The organism is Streptomyces lanatus, from assembly GCF_014655715.1.
Lineage (GTDB): Bacteria > Actinomycetota > Actinomycetes > Streptomycetales > Streptomycetaceae > Streptomyces > Streptomyces lanatus.
In genome coordinates this window covers 1,047,984-1,066,406 of the sequence record NZ_BNBM01000001.1, presented here as the reverse complement: position 1 = coordinate 1,066,406, position 18,423 = coordinate 1,047,984, and the positions used below count along the sequence as shown (strand labels likewise).

Genomic DNA, 18,423 nt, shown 5'->3' with positions numbered 1-18,423 from the left:
TGCGGGCGAACTCGTCTATGAGGACGATTTGGGTTGCCCAACGGCGTCGTTGTCGGTCGGCTGCGGGTTCGTTGTGGCTTGTCGCGCAGTTCCCCGCGCCCCTAAAAGCAAGCGGCGTCGTCCGACCGTTGGCCAGGAAGGCGGCCACTCGCTCCTTGGGGACCTCCTCGCCGTCTACACGCGCCGCGTATTCCCCCGTCACGGCGCCACCTCCAGCTCCACCGCCGCCGTATACGCCACACACCCACGCCAGCCCACCTTCGCCATCAGCCAGTACGACCCCGGCGCCACCGCCCCGCCGTCCACGTCGATCGCGCACTCCAGCCGCTCCCCGCCGGCCACGGTGAAGCCCTGGCAGCCCGGCGTCACGCCCGGCCAGGTCCCCCACGACGACACGGCCCACAGCGAGCCGCTGATCGGGCCCCGGGTCCGGTTGGTCAGGGCCACCGGCACCCGGGCCCGCTCACCGCGCCGGACACTGACCCGCTCAACTCCCAGCTCCGTCACGAGAGTCGGCCCGCGATGCCCGTCTCCCACATCCAGCGCCACGGCGTCCTCGTACGTCTGCCCGCCGTACGTCAGCCGGGCGGCGAGCCAGTGCCGTCCCGGCTCGGCGTCCGGCGCCGGAGTCACCGTGACCTCGGCGACCGTGAAGCCGCCGGGGCCCAGCGCGTAGGGCAGTTCGGCCGGTTCGACGGTCCAGTCGGGCGGGGCCTGTAGACGTACCGTGCCCGACACCGGCGCGTCGGTCAGCTCGGAGCTGACTCGGACCGTGGCCGTGACCGGGGTGTCGGTGACGGTGAGGGTGGTCGGGGCGAGGTAGACGGCGACCGGCATGTTGCCGCGTGGGGCGGGGCCGGAGTTGTGGAGCCAGTAGCGGGTGGGGATGGGCTGGGCGGGTTCGTGGGCGGCGATGCCGGGGTCGGGGGAGGTGTGTTCCGCTTCGGTGTCGGCCAGGACGGTGGCGACCTCGAAGCCGGTCAACTCCAGCTGAAGCGACCCCCGTTCGTCGGGCGTCAGCGCCTCCCCCCGCCTCTCCAGCACGTCCGCCCGCGCACCCTCCGTCCACTCTCGCGGCCCGCTCACCCGCGCCGTCACCGGCCGCCCGTTCACCTCATGGACCCGTATGGCGACCCCACGCCCGGGATCGGCCGCCGCCACACTCCCCCGCGCGAGCGGTGACCCGGCCGCCTTGACCGCGTCGAGCAGTACTTCCCCGGCGGGTTCGAGGCCCAGCAGCAGGGCCTTCCTGGGCAGTACGGCGTTCTCGGCCGCCGTCCGCCTCAGCCGTGCCGTCAGCGGGTGGTTGAAGGCGTGCCCGGCCTGTGGCAGGCGCAGGTCACGCCAGTCGCCGGCGCCGGCGACCACCGCGTACTCGAAGGTGTGCGACCAGCGCTGGAGCTGGAAGGCGGATCCGTCGGGTGCCGTGCGGCGGGGCGGGTCGACCCAGATGCCGGAGGGCCAGCCGGTGCAGGAGCGCATCAGCGACATGTGGAGGTCGCCGGACGCGGTGACGACACAGCCCGGCGTGCCTCGGTTCAGGACCGCGAAGCCGCGCCCGTCCCACGCGTCCCCGGGCGGCAGCGCCTCCCCGCCGCCCGCCGCCGTGGCCCGTACGACCGCGTCGTCCAGGTCGGCGATCAGCGCGTCGACCGCTTTCGCGTCGCCCTCGGCGTCGGCGCCCGCGACCACCAGCAGCGGGAGTCGCTCCAGGTCGCGCAGGTCGGCGCCGGGCACCCATTCCTCGCGGAGCGCGGCGCGGGGTGCGACCCAGACGGCCGCCGTGCCCCGCTCGGCGAGCTGGCGGCGCAGTTCGCGGCCGGCCGCCGGGTCCTGGCCGAGGGCCTCGGCGACCAGCGTGTTGCGTTCGGGGGCGCCGACCGCGATCCGGATGTCGGGCAGATTGGAGTCGACCTCCAGGTCGCCGTAGCGCGGGCCCCCGGCGATCGTCGAGGTCGCCGTGACGCCGACGCGCACCAGGGCCGCCGCGAGCGCGGTGCCCAGTTCACCGGCGTCGTCCCAGGAGGCGTACACCAACTCGGCGACACCGATGGACCGTTCGCCCAGCGGGCGGCCTTCGCCGTCCTCGACCGCGACCCGCGCGGTGGAGCCCAGCCCGAACCAGGTGTTGGCCGGGTTGTCCAGCGTCCACGGGAACCGCTCGCTGTCCACCTCGACGAATCCGAAGCCGCGCCCGATCACCGCGTCGGCGACCTCGTGCACCGGCAGCCCGCCGCGCACGTCGGAGGGCCAGCGGACCCGGATGAGACGGTCGGCGCCGTCATGGCCGTCGAGGGTGGTGGTGAGGTCGAGGCGGTCGACGCCCTTCCACAGCGTGAGGCGTTGGGTGTAGTGGAAGAGGCCGAGGTCGGCTCGGACGGTGATCCGGGCGCCTGCGGGGGAGTGCTCGACATCGATGTCGGCTGTGACGTCCCGGCTGCGGGCGGCGGTCGTGCCGTTCGGTGTGAGATGCCAGGGGCCCTCGCCGAAGCGCGGGTGCCTCGGGTACTCCTCCTGGACGAGCAGTTCGTTGCCGATGTCGCCGGGGCGCAGCAGCTCCCGGCCGCCCTCGGCGAGCCCGCGCAGGCTGCTGACGCCGCCGCCGCGTGCCGGGTCGACCGTCACCTCGTAGAACTCGTTGCGGATGGTCAGGCCCTCGCCGGGTGCCCACCCGGGGGCCGAACCCTCGACGAGGGGGAGGGCCTTGAGGCCCATGCCGGGCAACTCCGGTACGACAACATGGAGTTGGCCGTCCTCGCGTACGGCGGGGAGTCCGGCGGGCACCAGCCCCGGGTCGTCGACGGTCAGGACGTCACCGCGTTCCCAGGTCGCGGAGTTGAAGACCACCAGGTCGGGGCCGTCGCCCGGCGTCACATGGTCGGCGAGGGCCTGGGTGGCGTCGGCGTGGACGGTCCCGGCGAGGTCGTGGAGTTCCCGCCAGCCGGTGAGGAGATCGATGTAGACCTGGTCCGACTCCGAGCCGGTGATGGCGTCATGATGGGCGCCGTAGATCAGCTGCCGCCACGCCTTGTCGAGCGCCGCGTCCGGATAGGGGTGGCCGGTGACCAGCGAGGCGAGCGTCGCCCAGGCCTCCGCGTCGGCGAGCAGTGTCTCGCCGTGGCGCTGGGCCTGCTTGGTGTCGATGTAGGAGACGTCCTTGCCGGTGTAGATCGGGTTCATGTCCCGGGTCTGGGGGGATGCCTTGCGGCCCTCCGCGTCCAGCTCCGCGCGCACCGCGGCGAAGAAGTCCTTCGGCACACCGCTGATGAAACGCGGCCAGACGTAACGGGCGTTCCAGTCCCGGTGGATGTCCATCACCCAGCGGCACGGCGGCGCGTAGTCACCGCCGACGGGGAGCAGGACGTTGCGGGTGAGCGCCACCTGCTTCAGGCCCTTGAACAGCTTGAGCGCGGCGGCCTCCGCCTCGGGCAGGGTCGGTGCGTTGTCGATGGCCCAGCCGGCGCCGTAGTGGTTGACCATGTAGGCCGTCAGCAGGCCGCGTCCGGACGGGGCGATCCAGCTGAACTCCGCCGGGAACTGCATCCGTCGCGGATCCCGCGGTTCCTCGCCGAACACGGAGAGGGTGGGGCCCCACTGGTGGAAGGGGCCGCGCGCCCATGAGCTGGAGCCGACCCCCGCGTCCGCCATCAGCCCGGGGAACTGGGGGTCGTGCCCGAACGCGTCCAGCTGCCAGGCCGTCTCCGGCGACGCCCCGATGATGCCGCGCTGGAAGCCGTCGCCGTACAGGGCGTTGCGTACGGTCGCCTCGGCGCCGGTGAGGTTGGTGTTCGGTTCGTTGTAGGTGCCGCCCATGATCTCGACGCGGCCGGTGCGGATCAGCTGGCGCAGGAAGGCGCGTTCCTCCGGGAAGGAGTCCCAGTAGGGCTTGAGGTAGTCGACCTCCGCGAGCACGAAGGTGTACGCCGGGTCGCGCCGGGCCAGATCGCAGTGGGCCCGCACCAGGCTCATCCCGGACTGGCCGCGGGAGTCGAAGGTGCGGGCCGGCAGTCCGGTCGTGGCGGGGTCGTCGGCGACGTCCCAGGTCTCGGTGTAGGCGCCCTGGGTGTTCCACCAGACCGGGTCGTAGTGGAAATGGCTGACCATGAACATGGTCCAGCCGGGTTCGGCGGCGGTGAACTCGGCCGTGTGGTGGGCGAGTCGGTCGCCGTCGGCGGCCGTGACCGTGATCGGGCGGCGGTCGCCGGGGGCGAGGCCGTCCGTGGTCACGGCTATCTCGGCGCGTGCCGTGCCGTCCTGGGCGGTGGTGGTCTCGCCGGTGCCCCGGATGCCCGGACCCTCGACGGTGAGGAGGACGCCGCGGCCGGGGAGATGCCCGATCTCGACGGCCACCACCTGGTGCGGATCGGCCTCGGTACCGGCGAAAAGTTCGGTCGACTCGACAGAGAGGAAGCGCATGGGGCTCCTACGAGTGCTCGGGGGAGCCCCATCCTGGCACCGGCGGATGGTTCAAACAACCATGCGGACCAATTCTCGGTGGTTCATCCATGCAGAGCCGGATGGGTTCAGCGAGCCCGCCGGGACTTCACCGAGTGCTGCGGGATGATGTGGTCGGTCAGGGCCAGCGAGGCGCTCGCGCGCTGGTAGGACAGCTGGGCGACCCGGACGTAGAGGCAGTCGATCAGCACCAGGACCGAGTGCCGGCCGCCGATGCCGGTGAGGAAGTTGGTCTCCGAGGCGGTCGAGACGAGCCGGATGTCGGCGGCCCTGGCCAGCGGTGAACGCGGGTCGGAGGTGATCGCCACCGTCGTGGCGCCGCGCTCCTTGGCCAGCTCCAGCGGCTCGACCGTCTCCCGGGTGGCCCCGGAGTGCGAGATGCCGATGGCCACGTCAGCCGGGGTGAGCAGGGCGGCGGAGGTGGCGGCCGCGTGCACCTCGGTCCAGCCGCGCACCGCACAGCCGATCCGGAACAGCCGGGTCTCGGTCTCCTGCGCCACGGCCCCGCTGCCGCCGACGCCGTACACATCGATACGGCGGGCCCGCGCCGCCGCCTGCGCCGCCCGCTCGATGGCGTCGAGGTCGATGCGGTCGATGGTCTGCTGCACCGCACGCAGATCGGTGTTGCCCACCACCTGCACGACCCGCTCCAGCGAGTCGTCGGGCGAGATCTCCGGGCCGATCTCGGCGGTACCCCAGTCGGAGACCTGGCCGCGACCGCGCTCCTGGGCCAGCTCGATCAGCAGATGCTGATAGGAGTCCAGGCCGATGGCGCGGCAGAAGCGGGTCACCGTCGCCTGGGAGGTGCCGGTGCGGCGGCCCAGCTCGGCGGCCGAGCAGTGGGTGACGGCGGCCGGATCCTCCAGGATCAGCTCGCCGACCTTCCGTAGCGAGCCCGCCAGCCGGGGCAGCTCGGTGCGGATCAGTGTGGTGACGTCCGTCGGGGGCATGGAAAGAAGGTATCAGCCACCGTATGTCGCACCTTGTGAATACCAGGACCATATGAATGGTTGATTCATCGATGAAGTCGCGTAGGGTGGTTCAAGCCATCGATGGTGACAGTGGGGAGTGACGCGTGTCCGACGAGTCCGTGAGCGCCCGGCGCTTCGCGCGCGAAAGCATGGCCGTCCTCGACCGGTTGACCGAGTCCGCCCGCGACGACGTGGCCCGCGCCGCCGCGCTCATCGCCGACTGCGTCCGCGCGGACGGTGTGATCCAGGCCTTCGGCACCGGCCACTCCCAGGCCATCGTCCTCGAACTCGCGGGCCGGGCCGGCGGACTCGTGCCGACCAACCGGCTCAGCATCGCCGACCTCGTCCTGTACGGCGGCGAGGCCCCGAGCGCCCTCGACGACCCGCTCCTTGAGCGCCGGGCCGGGGTCGCCGCCCGGATCTACGACCTGGCCGCACCCCGCCCCCAGGACCTCTTCGTCGTGATCTCCAACTCCGGCGTCAACAACGTCATCGTGGAGATGGCCCTGAAGGCCAAGGAGCACGGCCACCGCCTCCTCGCCCTCACCTCACTCGCCCACACCCGCGCGGTCCCCGCCGGGCACCCGAGCGGCAAGAAGCTCGCCGACCTCGCGGACGTCGTCCTCGACAACGCCGCCCCGCGCGGCGACGCGCTGCTGGAGCTGCCGGGCGGGGGTGCGGTGTGTGCGCTGTCGACTCTGACCGGGGTCCTGCTCGTCCAGATGGCCGTGGCGGAGGCGTCCGCCCAGCTCATCGCCGCCGGGGAGCGTCCGCCGGTGTATGTCTCGGCCAATGTGCCCGGCGGCTTCGAGGGCAACCTGGAGCTGGAGAAGCGGTACGCCGGACGCATCCGGCGCACCGCGAGCTGATCACTTCACCGGTAGCGGCGTCAGCGCGACGGCCAGCGGATAGGCGCCGGTCCTGAGCGGTGTGCCGGTCACGCCGGACGCCGTGTCGATCGGCACGAGGGCGTTGCCGTCCGCCGCCGTGACGTACGCCGTGCCGCCGTTCCAGTCCAGACCGATGTCGAAGGCGGACCGCCCGACCGTGACCTTGGCGCCGGGCGCCCCCGTCACCGTGTCGACCGGCGTGACGTAATCCCCCGTACTCGGGCTGACCCACAGCGTCCGGCCGTCCGGTGACAGGCCGAGCCCGTAGGCCTGGCCGGTTACCAGGAGCGTCGGTTCGGTGTCGTGGGTCGCCGTGTCGATCGGAGTCACCGTCGAGCCGCCGGAGTTGGACACGTACACCGTCCTGCCGTCCGGCGCGGCGACGACGTTGAAGGGGCGCGGGCCGACGGGGATCGCCGGGCCGGCGCTCGCGGTGGCCAGGTCGACGGGGCTGACCGTGTTGTCGTGGATGTTGGCCACGTAGAGGGTCCTGCCGTCCGGGGTGATCGCCAAGTTCTCCGGGCCTGAACCGACCGCGACGGGCGTCCCCGCCTTCAAGGTGCCGGTGTCCACAGGCTGCACAGTGCCGTCCGTGTAGTTCGCGACCCACAGCGTGTCCCCGTCCGGGGTGAGCGCGAGACCGGCCGGAACCCGGCCCACCGCGACCGTGGCGGTGACCGTGCCGCGCGCCACGTCGATCACGCTGACCGTGTTCGAGCCCTGGTTGGCGGCATACGCGGTGCGCCCGTCCGCGCTGACGACGACCTCGCCGGGGTTGGCGCCGACCGTGATGTCCGTGCTCGTGCCGGAGTCGAGGTCGAGTGAACTCACCGACGCGCCGCTGAAGTTGGCCGTCAGCGCGCGGGGCGAACCGGTGCCGTCCGTGACCCGGACCGGGACGGCGCGGCTGAGGACGCCGTCCCCCGACACCACTAGCGAGTGCACGCCGGGTGTGTCGCCGGTCAGGGTGACGGTGGCCGAGGCGCTGCCCCCGGCGGGGACGGTCACGCTGCCCTCGGCCGGGGAGGCCGTGATCCCTTCGGGTACATCCAGCCTCCAGCTGACCGTGCGGTCGGCGGTGGCCCGCTCGTCGGAGAGGGCGAGGGTCACGGTGCGGGACGAACCGGGCTTCAGATCAAGGGAGTTGGGAGTGAAGGAGGCGTCGACGCCGGGGTCGGGGGCGTGTTCCAGCATCGCCGAGTAGAGGAACTGGTCCATCACCCCCGGGGACACCTGCTCGGGGATGGCGTCCAGCGCCTTGCGCTCACCCCTGAGCCGGTTCCAGTACGCCGAGACGGCCTCCGCGTCCCCGCGCTTCCCGGCGAGCAGCAGGTCCACCGCCGTCCCGCCCGCGCTGCCGTAGCGGCCGAGCTTGTCCAGCCAGGCCGATGTCTCCTTCAGGAAACCGGGGTTGTCGAGACGGGCGCGCAACTCGGCCGGGGTGGCGGCCATCTCGGAGAAGTGGGCCTTGAGCGCGGCGGCGGCCCGGTCGAGGCCGCTGTCGTCGTCGTAGGCCTTGCGGAAGGCGGTGATCAGGGCGGAGAGCGTCGGTGACTCGGTCGGATCCAGCTGGGAGGAGTAGCTGTTCTCGGCGAAGATCCGCAGCCAGTGCGTGGTGTCCCCGGACCCTGCGAGGTCGCGCACCGAGGCGAGGAACGCGGTCCGGGGGTCGTAGGACTCCGGGTTCCACAGATACGCCGCCGAGGTGAACAGCGCGATCCGGCTCGCCTCGGCCTGGACCATCGGGTTGGCGGTCACCCCGGTCGCGGCGCTCGCCACGCCCGGCTCGCGGCCGGTGTAGGGGCCGAGCAGGAGACGGCTGGTGACGTAGTCGTTCACCGGGTAGTTGTCCCAGACCAGGATCGGATGGCCGTACACCGCACGCGCCCGCTCGACCTGCTCGGCGGTGATCGTCGGCGCGATCACCCCGACACCGGTCCACTCCACCACCACGGACGGATCGAGCTTCTCCCGCAGCGCCTTCTTGTACGGGGAGTCGGCGAGGTCGGAGTACTCCGTCGGCACCATCTCCAGCGGCTGGAGACCGGTGCGCCCGGCGGTGAACTCCCGCCACACCGTGTTGAGCAGCCGCGCCTGCGCGGTGCCCGCCGCGCCCCCGCCCGTCCCGAACTCCCGCTCGTCGGCGGGGCAGTTCCACTTGGTGTAACTGATGTCGTCGAGCGGAATCGCGAAGGAGCGCACCCCGATGTCGTACAGCGAGGCGAACTTGGCGGTGAGCGCCTTGATGTCGGCGTCCGAGGAGTAGCAGACGGACAGTCCGGGGGAGAGGGCGTAGGTGAAGCGGACGTGGTTGGCGCGGGCCCGGTCGACCAGTTCCCCGAGCCTGGCCAGGTCGGCCGGCGGGTACGGGTCGCGCCAGCGGGCGCGGAGGTAGTCGTCGTCCTTCGGGGAGTAGACGTAGACGTTCTGCTTCGTACGGCCGTAGAAGTCGAGCTGCGCCAGGCGCTCGGCGTGCGACCAGGGGGTGCCGTAGAAACCCTCGATGACTCCGCGCAGCCCGGCCGTGGGCCAGTCGCGGACGGTCAGCGCGGGCAGGCGGTCACCGGTGACGAGCTGGCGCAGGGTCTGGGCGGCGTAGAAGGTGCCGGTGGGGTCGGTGCCGGAGAGGGCGACGAGGGCGCGGCCGTGGGACCGGCCGGAGGCGAGGGCGTAGCCGCCGGAGGGCAGACCTGCCGGGGACCTGGCGCCCAGCCGCTTCAGCGCCGGGCCGGTGGCGGTGTTCTCGGCGGGGCCGCCGACGTAGACCGTGAGACGGGAGGCGGGCGGACGCTCGCCCGCCGGCACGGTCACGATGTGCTCGGCACCGGCCTCGCGCAGCACCGACTCGACCAGACGCCGGGCGGAGGGGTCTGTGTGCGGGCCGACGACCTCGACGACCCGGTCCGGGACGGTGAGCCGGCCCTGGCCCGGGTGCAGGCTCTTCGGCTTCGGCCAGACGTGCGGAACCGGGGTGCGGGGCTCGGGTGCGGCCGCCGCCGCGGCCGGTGCGGTGAGCCCGAGCGTCAGCAGCAGGGCCGTGGTGACGGCCAAGACCGGGCGCCGTGGACGTCTTGCGCGAGCGGATGGCAGCACGAGTCCTCCCGGGGACGGGCAGGGGTGAATGTATCCACCAGAAGATGCTAGAGATGCTGAATGCTTCATTCAATGGGGCGTCGACCGCACGCGATGGCCGTATCGGGCGCACACTGGATATGTGCTGTCGGTGCTCAAGGGGGTGTCGGCATGGCTGCGTCCGAGTGCACGAAGGTGCGGCTGTGGCGGTGGCGGCGCAACCCGCTCAGGCGGCGAAGTGACGTCATCGAGGCCTGGGTCGTGCTGTGCGGCTGGCTGCTCGCGCTGATCGGCGGGGTGTTCGGTGGCCTGGCGGCCGCGCAGGCCGTCGTGCGCTCCGCGGAGCAGCAGCGGGCCGAGAGCCACCGGGTCACGGCCGTACTCGTGAAGGACGCGGAGGACCCGGGGCCCGCCCGGGTGACCACCGACCATCTGGTGTGGGCCACCGTCCGCTGGACCGACCAGAACGGCTCGGTGCGCACCGACGAGGCCCGGGTGCCGCCGAACATGAAGGCGGGCGGCAAGGTCCAGGTGTGGACGGACCGTAGCGGCGTCCTGCCCAAGCAGCCGCTGACCGAGAGCGAGATCCTGCTGCACTCCGTCGCCGGAGGCATCCTGGCCGGAGCCGGCAGCGCGGGCATCGTGCTGGGCTCCGCCTGGGTGGTACGGCTGGGGCTGGAGCGCCGGCGCCTGGATCAGTGGGCCGCGGAGTGGGAGCGGCTGGACACGCCGTGGGGGTGGAAGACCGGGTGATACGGCGGTCCAGCGGCAGCTTGCGTTGCGTCAGCCGGCCGACGGGCTCGGTGCCGGGGATGCCGTGTTGAGGTCCTCCAGGCCCTTCGGGATCTGCAGGGTGAGGACCGGAGTGCCCGGCTGCGGCGGGGGCGGGGTGGTCTGGTCCTTGGGGAGCTTCGGCGGCGTGGTCTGCTGGAAGTTGTTCGCGTCGAAGTTCACCAGACCGGTCTTCTCCAGGACCGTGATGTGGTCCAGCACCGTGTCGTTCGCCTGGTCGGCCAGCTGACGGACCAGCGTGTTCTGCGTGCTGGCCCGGATCTTCGCGATCACCGGGAAGATCTGACCGTGTGTCACACGCATGATCGCGACACCGGTGGCGTCGAACTCCTTGCCCGTCTTGGAGTTCACGGTCGCCACGAACTGCTGCTGCTGCGGACTCGCCTGGTTGGGCAGGGTGATACCGAGCTCGGGCGCGATCTTGCGGCAGGCCGCGTCCAGCCGGCCATGTCCCACGACCAGGTGCTCGCCGGCCTCCTTCATGGCCGCGGTCGTGCCCTTCTGCATCGCCAGCAGGCCCAGCGGGTGCTCCCACAGACCCGCCGCGCGCACCTTGACGACGAAGTCGCGGTCGGCCTCGGTGAGCGGCCCGTACCGGGTGTTGGCGATGACGCGGTCCTGGTTGGCAGAGGTGGTCTCCACGCCCAGCATGGCGGGGTAGGCGAGAGCGGAGAGGGTGAGGACGAGGGCACCTCCCACGAAAACGGTGCCTACCATGCGGCGCGAGATGGGCATCGTGACTCCTGACGTGAACGGCCGGTACCCCCACAGGTACGGATGCCACCCGCGAAACAATCATCGCCGCGGGAAAAAACTTGCCGCCCGCTGTGCGTCGTCCCTCACACCTCAGGCGCCGCCGCGGTGAGGGCGGTGACCTGCCGCACATACTCCTCCGGGTGTGTGACGTGCGGGACATGACCGGCACCTTCGAAGGTGTACGTCGCCGCCTGCGGGAGCGCGTCGGAGAGCCGGCCGACGATCGGGGCGAACCACGACGGGCTCTCGCTGCCCTTCGTGAGCAGCGCCGGCCCCGTGTATCCGGCCAGCCGCCCCAGGTCGAGTTCGGCCCACCCCGGGTCGCCCTGCTCGTCCGCGAACGTGGGCGCGTTGACATGGAACGTCTCCCGCACCCGGTCCGGCATCCGCTCCCACTCCCCGGGCCCGAACGCGACCTCGTCCACGAACTGCCGTGCCCCCGCCGCCGTTTCACCCGCCCGCACCCGCTCCACGACACGGGCCATGCGCCGCCCGGCCTCGGTCGTAGACGGCCGCGACCCGGGGTCGTCGGCCACGATGCCCATCAGCGGCGGCTCGTGCGCGACGATGCCGCGGAACAGCTCCGGACGCCGGCCCGCCAGGCCCAGCGCGGTCGACGCGCCGAAGGAGTTGCCCGCCACGAACGCGGGGGCGAGGCCCAGCACCTCCATCAGCGCCGCCAGATCGTCCTCGTCCTCGCGCCGCGACCCCTGCCCCGGCGGGCGCTCGCTCCGACTGTGCCCACGACGGTCGTAGACCAGCACCCGGTGCTCCCGGGTGAGGGCCGGAAGGACCGGCACCCAGTTGTAGTGGTCGCCCCACGACCCATGGACCAGGACCAGCGGAACGCCGTCGCCCGCCACCTCGTAGTAGAGCCCGACGCCGTTCACCGCGGCCTGTGGCATGCCCGTCCTCCCGTTGATCCGGTCGTTCAGCGCAGATGGCGGGCGAAGAACGCCATGGTGGTGTCCATCGAGTCCGGCCACCGCGGCCCGAAGGTGTGCCCCTCACCGCGGTACGTCCGCAGCTCCACGTCCTTGCCCGCCGCCTCGAACGCGGCGACGGTCGTCCTCGTCCAGGCAATGGGGCAGGTGTCGTCGGCGGTGCCGTGGTGGATCAGCAGGGGCTCGGTGACCCGGTCGACATGGGTGAGCGGCGAGACCTGGCGCCAGAACTCCGGGTTCTCCTCGGGCGTGCCGTGCGCCGCCTCGATCTCGTCGACGACCGGGTCGCCCTCGGGCCGCTGGAAGTGGTCGATGTTCTCCTCCGGCCGGGCGCTGACCGGCGCGAAGACGACCGCGGCGTCCACCAGCCCCGGCGCCACCACCAGCGTGTTGTACACCACCCCACCGCCCATCGAGCGTCCAAGGAGCCCGATCCGCCCGTCGTCCACGTCCGGCCGGGCGGCGGAACGCAGCGCGTGCACGGCGTTGATGACGTCCTCGGTGTAGCCGAGCCGCAGATTGACGTCGTTGTCCGGGTCGTCGTCGGAGGTCGCGTGGTTGCGGTAGTCGGTGTGCAGGACGACATAGCCGTTGCGGGCGAGACGGTCCTGCTCGCGGGGCATGCCCTGCCCGGTGGTGTACACGTCCGGATCGATATATCCGTGCGCGAGGACCAGCGCGGGGAACGGCCCCTCACCCCGGGGGACGTTCATGATCCCCGAGATGGTCAGCCCGTTGGAGCGATAGGTGACGGCGTACTGCGTGTAGGCGTCGGTCCGCAGCCGTACGGCACCGAGCCGGAGGCCGGAGCCGTGGTGCTCGCGTGCCATCAGGGCGGGGAGGGAGACCGGGTCGGCGGCGCGGGAGGGCGAGGGCGGGGACGGGGCGGACGGGGTGGGTGTGGGCGCCGTGACGTCGTCGTCGGTGCCGGCGCTGGTGCAGGCCACGGTGACCACCAGCGTCAGCCCGGCGGCGAGACGGGCGAGGCCTCGCGGTGACCGCATGGTGTCGAGTATTCCGCGAATCGGCGCGATCGGCTCTGTGCTTCGGGACTGGTGCCCGCAGCACCGTCATTGTGATGTGCATCACAGGAGGGCTAGGGTGAGAGCGCCTGAGGGAAGTGGTCCGCTTGTCCGTCGCCTGGGACGACATCGGCGGTCTCGTCGATGCCCACGAACGATTCCTCGCCGGCTCACTGGTCGAGTCCGACGTGCGTGGCCCGGTGCTCGACTCCTGGAAGCGCTGCCGCTCCGTCGGCCTCGAACCGCACCGGCTGCTGGTCCCCTACACCGAGGACGTGGCCCTCGACGACCGCTTCCTGCGCGCCGCCCACCCCGTCCTGCGGAATCTGACCAGATCACTCGACGCCGTGAGCATGACGATCGCGCTCTGCGACGGACAGGGCCGCATGGTCGAGCGCATCGGCGGTGACCCACAGCTCCGAGAGCGCCTCGACGAGGTGCAGTTCGCCCCCGGCTTCGACGCCTCCGAGCCCGTCGTCGGCACCAACGGCGTCGGCACCGCCCTCGCCCAACGCGGCCCCGTGTACATCGCGGGCCGGGAGCACTTCGCCGACTGCCTCCAGCCCTTCGCCTGCGCGGGCGCACCGGTCCGGGACCCGCTCAGCGGACGCATCGAGGCCATCCTCGACCTCACCTGTCTGCGCGACCAGGGCGACCCCGTCATGGTGCGGATGGTCCGCGAGGCCGCCCGCGACATCGAGGCCGCGCTCCTGGAACAGGCCACCCGGCGCGAACGCGCCCTCCTCGCCGCGTACCGGCGGGCCGACGGCCCCGCGCGGAGCTGGCCGAAACAGCCCGACGACCTACGGCCCGACCGCATCGGCGGCGACCTCGGCCGGATCGACATGGCCCTACTGCGCGAGAAGGCCGAGGAACTCATCGCCGCACCCCACCGCACCCTCGACGAGATCACCCTGCCCAGCGGCCGGACGGCCACCCTGCTGCGCCGCCAGGTCAGGGGCGCCGCGGGGGAGACCGGGGTCGCCGTCGAGGCACGGGTGATCGGAGGGCCACGGCTGCGCCACGTCGAGCTCGCGGGCGCGGGGAAGCCGGCGGTAGCAGGCCGTCCGGTCGCTTCGGTGGTCCAGGGCTCGGCCGCACCCCCCACCGACGGCTGGCTGCTCCTCGTCGGCGAGCCCGGTGTCGGCCGGCTCGCCGTCCTCGCCCGGCGCCGCCTGGAGCTGCTGCACGACGCGAGCGTACGGATCGGCACCACCCTGGACGTCACCCGCACCGCCGAGGAACTCGCCGAGGTGACCGTCCCCCGGTTCGCCGACTTCGTCGCCGTCGACCTGCCCGACTCCGTGCTGCGCGGCGAGGAACCGGAGGCGCTCGGCGGCCGTACCACGCTGCGCCGGGTCGCCATCCGGGCCGTACGCAGACAACCCCACAATCTGTACGACGTCGGCGACCCCGTCGAGTACGTCCCCTCCACACCGCAGGCACGCTCCCTGGAGACCAGGCAGTCCGTCATGGAACCCGTCCTGACGGAGGCGGCCGGGTGGATCGCACAGGACCCGGCGCGGCTGGAACGGGTGCTCGCGGCGGGCATCCACTCCCTGATCACCGTGCCGCTGCGGGCCCGGGGCACGACCCTCGGCGTGGTCAGCTTCTACCGCTCCTTGCAACCCGCCGCCTTCGAGGACGACGACCTCTCCCTCGCCCAGGAAGTCGTCGGCCGCGCCGCCATCTGCATCGACAACGCCCGCCGCTTCACCCGCGAGCACAATACGGCGCTCGCCCTCCAGCGCAGCCTGCTGCCCAGAGGCCGCCCCGAGCAGAGCGCCGTCGAGGTCGCCTACCGCTATCTGCCCGCCCAGGCCGGCGTCGGCGGCGACTGGTTCGACGTCATCCCGCTGTCCGGCGCCCGCGTCGCACTCGTCGTCGGCGATGTCGTCGGGCACGGCCTGCACGCCGCCGCCACGATGGGACGGCTGCGCACCGCCGTCCACAACTTCTGCTCCCTTGACCTGTCGCCCGACGACCTCCTCACCCACCTCGACGACCTGGTCGGCCGCCTCGACCGGGGCGAGGGCTGGGCGGCGGAGAGCAGCCCCGACTCCGGCATCGTCGGAGCCACCTGCCTCTACGCCGTCTACGATCCGGTGTCCCGGCGCTGCACCCTCACCCGCGCCGGGCACCCCCTCCCCGCGGTCGTCGCCCCCGACGGCACCGTCGACTTCGTCGACCTGCCCTCCTGCCCGCCCCTCGGGCTCGGCGGCATGCCCTTCGAGACGGTCGAGCTGGAGCTGGCCGAGGGCAGCCAACTGGTGCTCTACACCGACGGCCTGGTCGAGGACCGGCACCGCGACATCGACGCCGGCCTTGAGCAGCTGCGCGCGGTCCTCGCCGGTGCCGACCGCCCGCCCGAGGAGACCTGCGAGGCCGTCCTCGACGCCCTCCTCCCGGCCCGCCCCAGCGACGACGTGGCGCTGCTCGTCGCCCGCACCCACACCCTGGACGCAGACCGCGTCGCCCAGTGGGAGCTGCCCAGCGACCCGGCGATGGTCTCCCGCGCCCGCGTCGCGGTCACCGACCGGCTCGCCGCCTGGGGCCTCGAAGACCTGGCCTTCACCACCGAGTTGATCGCCAGCGAACTGGTCACCAACGCCATCCGCCACGCCACCGGCCCGGTCCAGCTACGTCTGCTCCGCGACCGCGCCCTGATCTGCGAGGTCTCCGACGGCAGCGGCACCTCACCCCGACTGCGCCGCGCCCGGAGCACCGACGAGGGCGGCCGGGGCCTGTTCCTGGTCGCCCAGCTCACCGAACGCTGGGGCACGCGCTACACACCCCACGGCAAGATCATCTGGACGGAACAGCCGCTGCCGTGAGGGGGGGTTGGATCAGGGTCGGTTCAGCTCGAACCAGACGACCTTGCCGGTGCTGAGCCGGGTGGCTCCCCAGCGTCGGGCGAGGCGGTTGACGAGGTACAGCCCGCGCCCGCCTTCGTCGGTGGCGCGGGCCTGGCGCAGGCGGGGGAGCTGGGGCACGTCGTCGCCGACCTCGCAGCGCAGTACGTCGGTCCGCAGCAGCCGCAATGTCACCGGCCGCGACGTGTACCGCACCGCGTTGGTGACGACCTCGCTGACCAGCAGCTCGACGGAGTCGGTGAGTTCCTCCAGGCCCCAGCGGGCCAGGGTGCGCCGGGCGAGGCGCCGGGCGCACCTCGGTGCCGCGTCCTCGGGCTCCAGGAACCAGTACGCGACGTCGCTGGGTGCGATGCCGTCGAAGCGGGCGGCGAGCAGGGCGATGTCGTCGTCGCGGTCACCGGGGCCGAGCATGTCGAGGACCTCGTCGCAGAGGGCTTCCAGCGGCGGCGGGTGGTCGGGGCCGGTGAGCTGGGCGGTGGCGGCGAGCTTCTCGCGGAGCTGCTCTATGCCGGTCCAGACGTCGCGCAGGCGGGACTCGACCAGGCCGTCGGTGTAGAGGACGAGGGTGGCCCCCGTCGGCGCGTCCAGCTCCACGGCCTCGAAGTCGATACCGCCGACGCCGATCGGTGCGCCCGGGGGGACGTGGAGGACTTCGGCCCGGCCGCCGAGGTGGAGCAGGACGGGTGGCGGGTGGCCGGCGTTGGCGATGGTGATGCGGTGGGAGACCGGGTCGTAGACGGCGTACAAACACGTCGCCATGCGGTCGGAGCCCAGACGTCGGGCCTGTTCGTCGAGGTGGTGCAGGACTTCCTGCGGGGGCAGGTCGAGGCTGGCGAGGGTCTGGGCGGTGGTGCGTAGCTGGCCCATGATCGCGGCGGAGGTCATGGAGTGGCCCATGACGTCGCCGACGACGAGTGCGACGCGGCTGCCGGGGAGGGGGATGGCGTCGTACCAGTCGCCGCCGACGCGGGCCGTCTCGGCGGCGGGGAGGTAGCGGGAGGCCAGGTGCACGCCGGGGATGCGGGGGAGGGTCTCCGGAAGCATGGCGCGCTGGAGTTCGTCGGCGATGTAGGCCTCGCGGCCGTACAGCACCGCCTTGTCGATGCCGAGTGCGCTGTGGGTGGCGAGTTGGGCGGCGACGAGGAGGTCGTCGGGTTCGAAGGCGAGGCGCTCCGGGCGGCGCAGGAAGACGGCGGCGCCGATGACGCGGCGGCGGCCCCGGAGTGGGGCGAGGATGGCTCGTTGCCCGTCGGGGATGATCGACTGGCCGTCGTCGCCGAGGAGTTCGGGCAGGGCGGCGCGGGCTGCGGGGGCGTCGGCGAAGACGGGGCGTACGCCGCGCAGGACCTCGGCGAGGGCGCCGCCGGGCCGTACCTCGCACAGTGCGGTGAGGTCCGGCTGTGGCGGCGTGACCTCCGTGTCGTACTCCTCCGGGAGGCGGTCGCTGCGGCGCAGGCGCAGTACGACGGGCCCTGTGGGGCGTTCGTCGCCGACCGGCAGCGGGTCGCGCAGATAGACGTGGATCGTGTCGGAGAAGGTCGGCACGCCGGCCCGGCACAGCCCCATCACGATCCCGTCCAGGTCGATGGCGCGGGCGATACGGCGGGTACCGGCGCCGACGAAGCGCAGCCGGTCGCCGTGGCGTCGCATCTCGGTGGGCCGGGCGGCCGTCGGGGCAGGGGTGGGCACCGGCCTGCCCGGTGGCGCCGGCTGTGGAGCCGCGGCCACGCCGAGCGCCGCGTGGGCCGAGAGCTGGCCGACGAACTGCACGTCGTCCGACTCGAACGCCGGTCGGTCCGGGCGGCGGAGGAACACGGCCACGCCGTTCACGCCCTGGGCGGCGACCAGGGGCGCGAGCACCACGCGATCCCCCTTCGGGAGGCGGGGCGCCCGCCCCAGCAACTCGTCCAGCGCGCTGTCGAGTTCAGGGTTGCCGAAACCCCTTCTCAGGGCGTCACCCCGGTCCAGCACTTCGGCGAGGGCGCCGGCGGGTGCCACCTCGGCCGCCGTCCGCGCCGCGCCGCCCATCGCGGCGCCCAGTCCCCGTGGCGCTCCGTCGTGCCATTCCGTGTCGCCGGTCGACCGAGGATTCGTCAGGGCGGCGCGCAGCTGCGTGTAGTCGGCGTATCCGAGGGCACGGACGGTCTTTTCGACTTCCCCGGCACCGGTGCCGGTGCGCTCGGCGAAGTCGGTGAGCGAGAGGGCCATGGCGCCGGCCGGATCGTCGATGAGGGCCTCGGCGACCCGCCGCATGTACGGAGACATCGAAGGGGCCGCACTCCGCACCAGGTCCGCGAGGGCGGGGGCGGTCACCCGCGCCGGCCAGGCCGTACGGGCCCGCCGGAAGCCGCACCCCACGAGCCGCAGTCGGAGCGGGGCGGACGTACGCCCCCGACCGCCGGCATAGACGACGACTGCGTCGGCCGCCTCGGGAACCGTCGTCAGGCAGAGCTCCCGGGCGACCTGATCCACGCTCTCGGCGCGGGCGATGCGACGGGCGGCTGGGGCGAGAAGTCTGGAATCCGGCGGCATCGCCTCTCCGTGCCGGTGGCCATGGGTGTCAGCGTCATCCTCCGGCGGCCGGGGCGATCTGTCCAGACGATCACCGTCCTTCCAATGGCCATGTACAGAAAGCGACTTGGTGCGGA

At 72.5% G+C, this 18,423-nt stretch carries 10 protein-coding genes; 3 read left to right on the top strand and 7 right to left on the bottom strand.

Features of this window, described 5'->3' with window-relative positions; translation table 11 throughout:
* Positions 1-198 precede the first annotated feature (198 nt).
* Together IE325_RS04695 and IE325_RS04690 are read right to left on the bottom strand one after the other, a co-directional pair.
* Positions 199-4,416 carry a glycoside hydrolase family 38 N-terminal domain-containing protein gene (locus tag IE325_RS04695; protein ID WP_190068351.1) on the bottom strand — a complete coding sequence of 1,406 codons (4,218 nt, stop codon included), beginning with the start codon at positions 4,414-4,416 and terminating at the stop codon, positions 199-201.
* Positions 4,417-4,523: 107 nt separating this feature from the next.
* The gene (locus IE325_RS04690) at positions 4,524-5,405 is read right to left on the bottom strand and encodes a MurR/RpiR family transcriptional regulator (protein ID WP_190068350.1); all 882 of its coding nucleotides are present in this window, start codon (positions 5,403-5,405) and stop codon (positions 4,524-4,526) included.
* 125 nt (positions 5,406-5,530) lie between these two features.
* Here IE325_RS04690 and IE325_RS04685 point away from each other — a divergent pair, with 125 nt between their 5' ends.
* Positions 5,531-6,295: a sugar isomerase domain-containing protein gene (locus IE325_RS04685; RefSeq protein ID WP_190068349.1), complete on the top strand. Its 765-nt coding sequence runs from the start codon at positions 5,531-5,533 to the stop codon at positions 6,293-6,295.
* Here the strand turns inward: IE325_RS04685 and IE325_RS04680 are convergent, their stop codons facing one another.
* The gene (locus IE325_RS04680; protein WP_229911643.1) at positions 6,296-9,367 is read right to left on the bottom strand and encodes a beta-N-acetylglucosaminidase domain-containing protein; all 3,072 of its coding nucleotides are present in this window, start codon (positions 9,365-9,367) and stop codon (positions 6,296-6,298) included.
* 192 nt (positions 9,368-9,559) lie between these two features.
* Here IE325_RS04680 and IE325_RS04675 point away from each other — a divergent pair, with 192 nt between their 5' ends.
* Entirely contained in the window at positions 9,560-10,141 is a 582-nt protein-coding gene (locus IE325_RS04675) for an Rv1733c family protein (RefSeq protein WP_190068347.1), read from the top strand.
* 30 nt (positions 10,142-10,171) lie between these two features.
* On the opposite strand, the gene IE325_RS04670 is transcribed toward IE325_RS04675, so the two are convergent.
* From IE325_RS04670 to IE325_RS04660, 3 genes are all read right to left on the bottom strand, one after another.
* Entirely contained in the window at positions 10,172-10,915 is a 744-nt protein-coding gene (locus IE325_RS04670) for a DUF4142 domain-containing protein (protein WP_190068346.1), read from the bottom strand.
* Positions 10,916-11,019: 104 nt separating this feature from the next.
* On the bottom strand, positions 11,020-11,841 hold the full coding sequence (locus IE325_RS04665; protein WP_190068345.1) for an alpha/beta fold hydrolase: 822 nt from the start codon (positions 11,839-11,841) through the stop codon (positions 11,020-11,022).
* A 26-nt stretch (positions 11,842-11,867) separates the two neighbouring features.
* Positions 11,868-12,884 carry an alpha/beta hydrolase family protein gene (locus IE325_RS04660; RefSeq protein WP_190068344.1) on the bottom strand — a complete coding sequence of 339 codons (1,017 nt, stop codon included), beginning with the start codon at positions 12,882-12,884 and terminating at the stop codon, positions 11,868-11,870.
* A gap of 116 nt (positions 12,885-13,000) precedes the next feature.
* Between IE325_RS04660 and IE325_RS04655 the strand changes: the two genes are divergently transcribed.
* Positions 13,001-15,736, top strand: coding sequence for a SpoIIE family protein phosphatase (locus tag IE325_RS04655; RefSeq protein WP_350895959.1), 2,736 nt, complete (start codon positions 13,001-13,003; stop codon positions 15,734-15,736).
* A gap of 12 nt (positions 15,737-15,748) precedes the next feature.
* Here the strand turns inward: IE325_RS04655 and IE325_RS04650 are convergent, their stop codons facing one another.
* On the bottom strand, positions 15,749-17,803 hold the full coding sequence (locus IE325_RS04650; protein WP_190068522.1) for a SpoIIE family protein phosphatase: 2,055 nt from the start codon (positions 17,801-17,803) through the stop codon (positions 15,749-15,751).
* Positions 17,804-18,423: the final 620 nt, after the last annotated feature.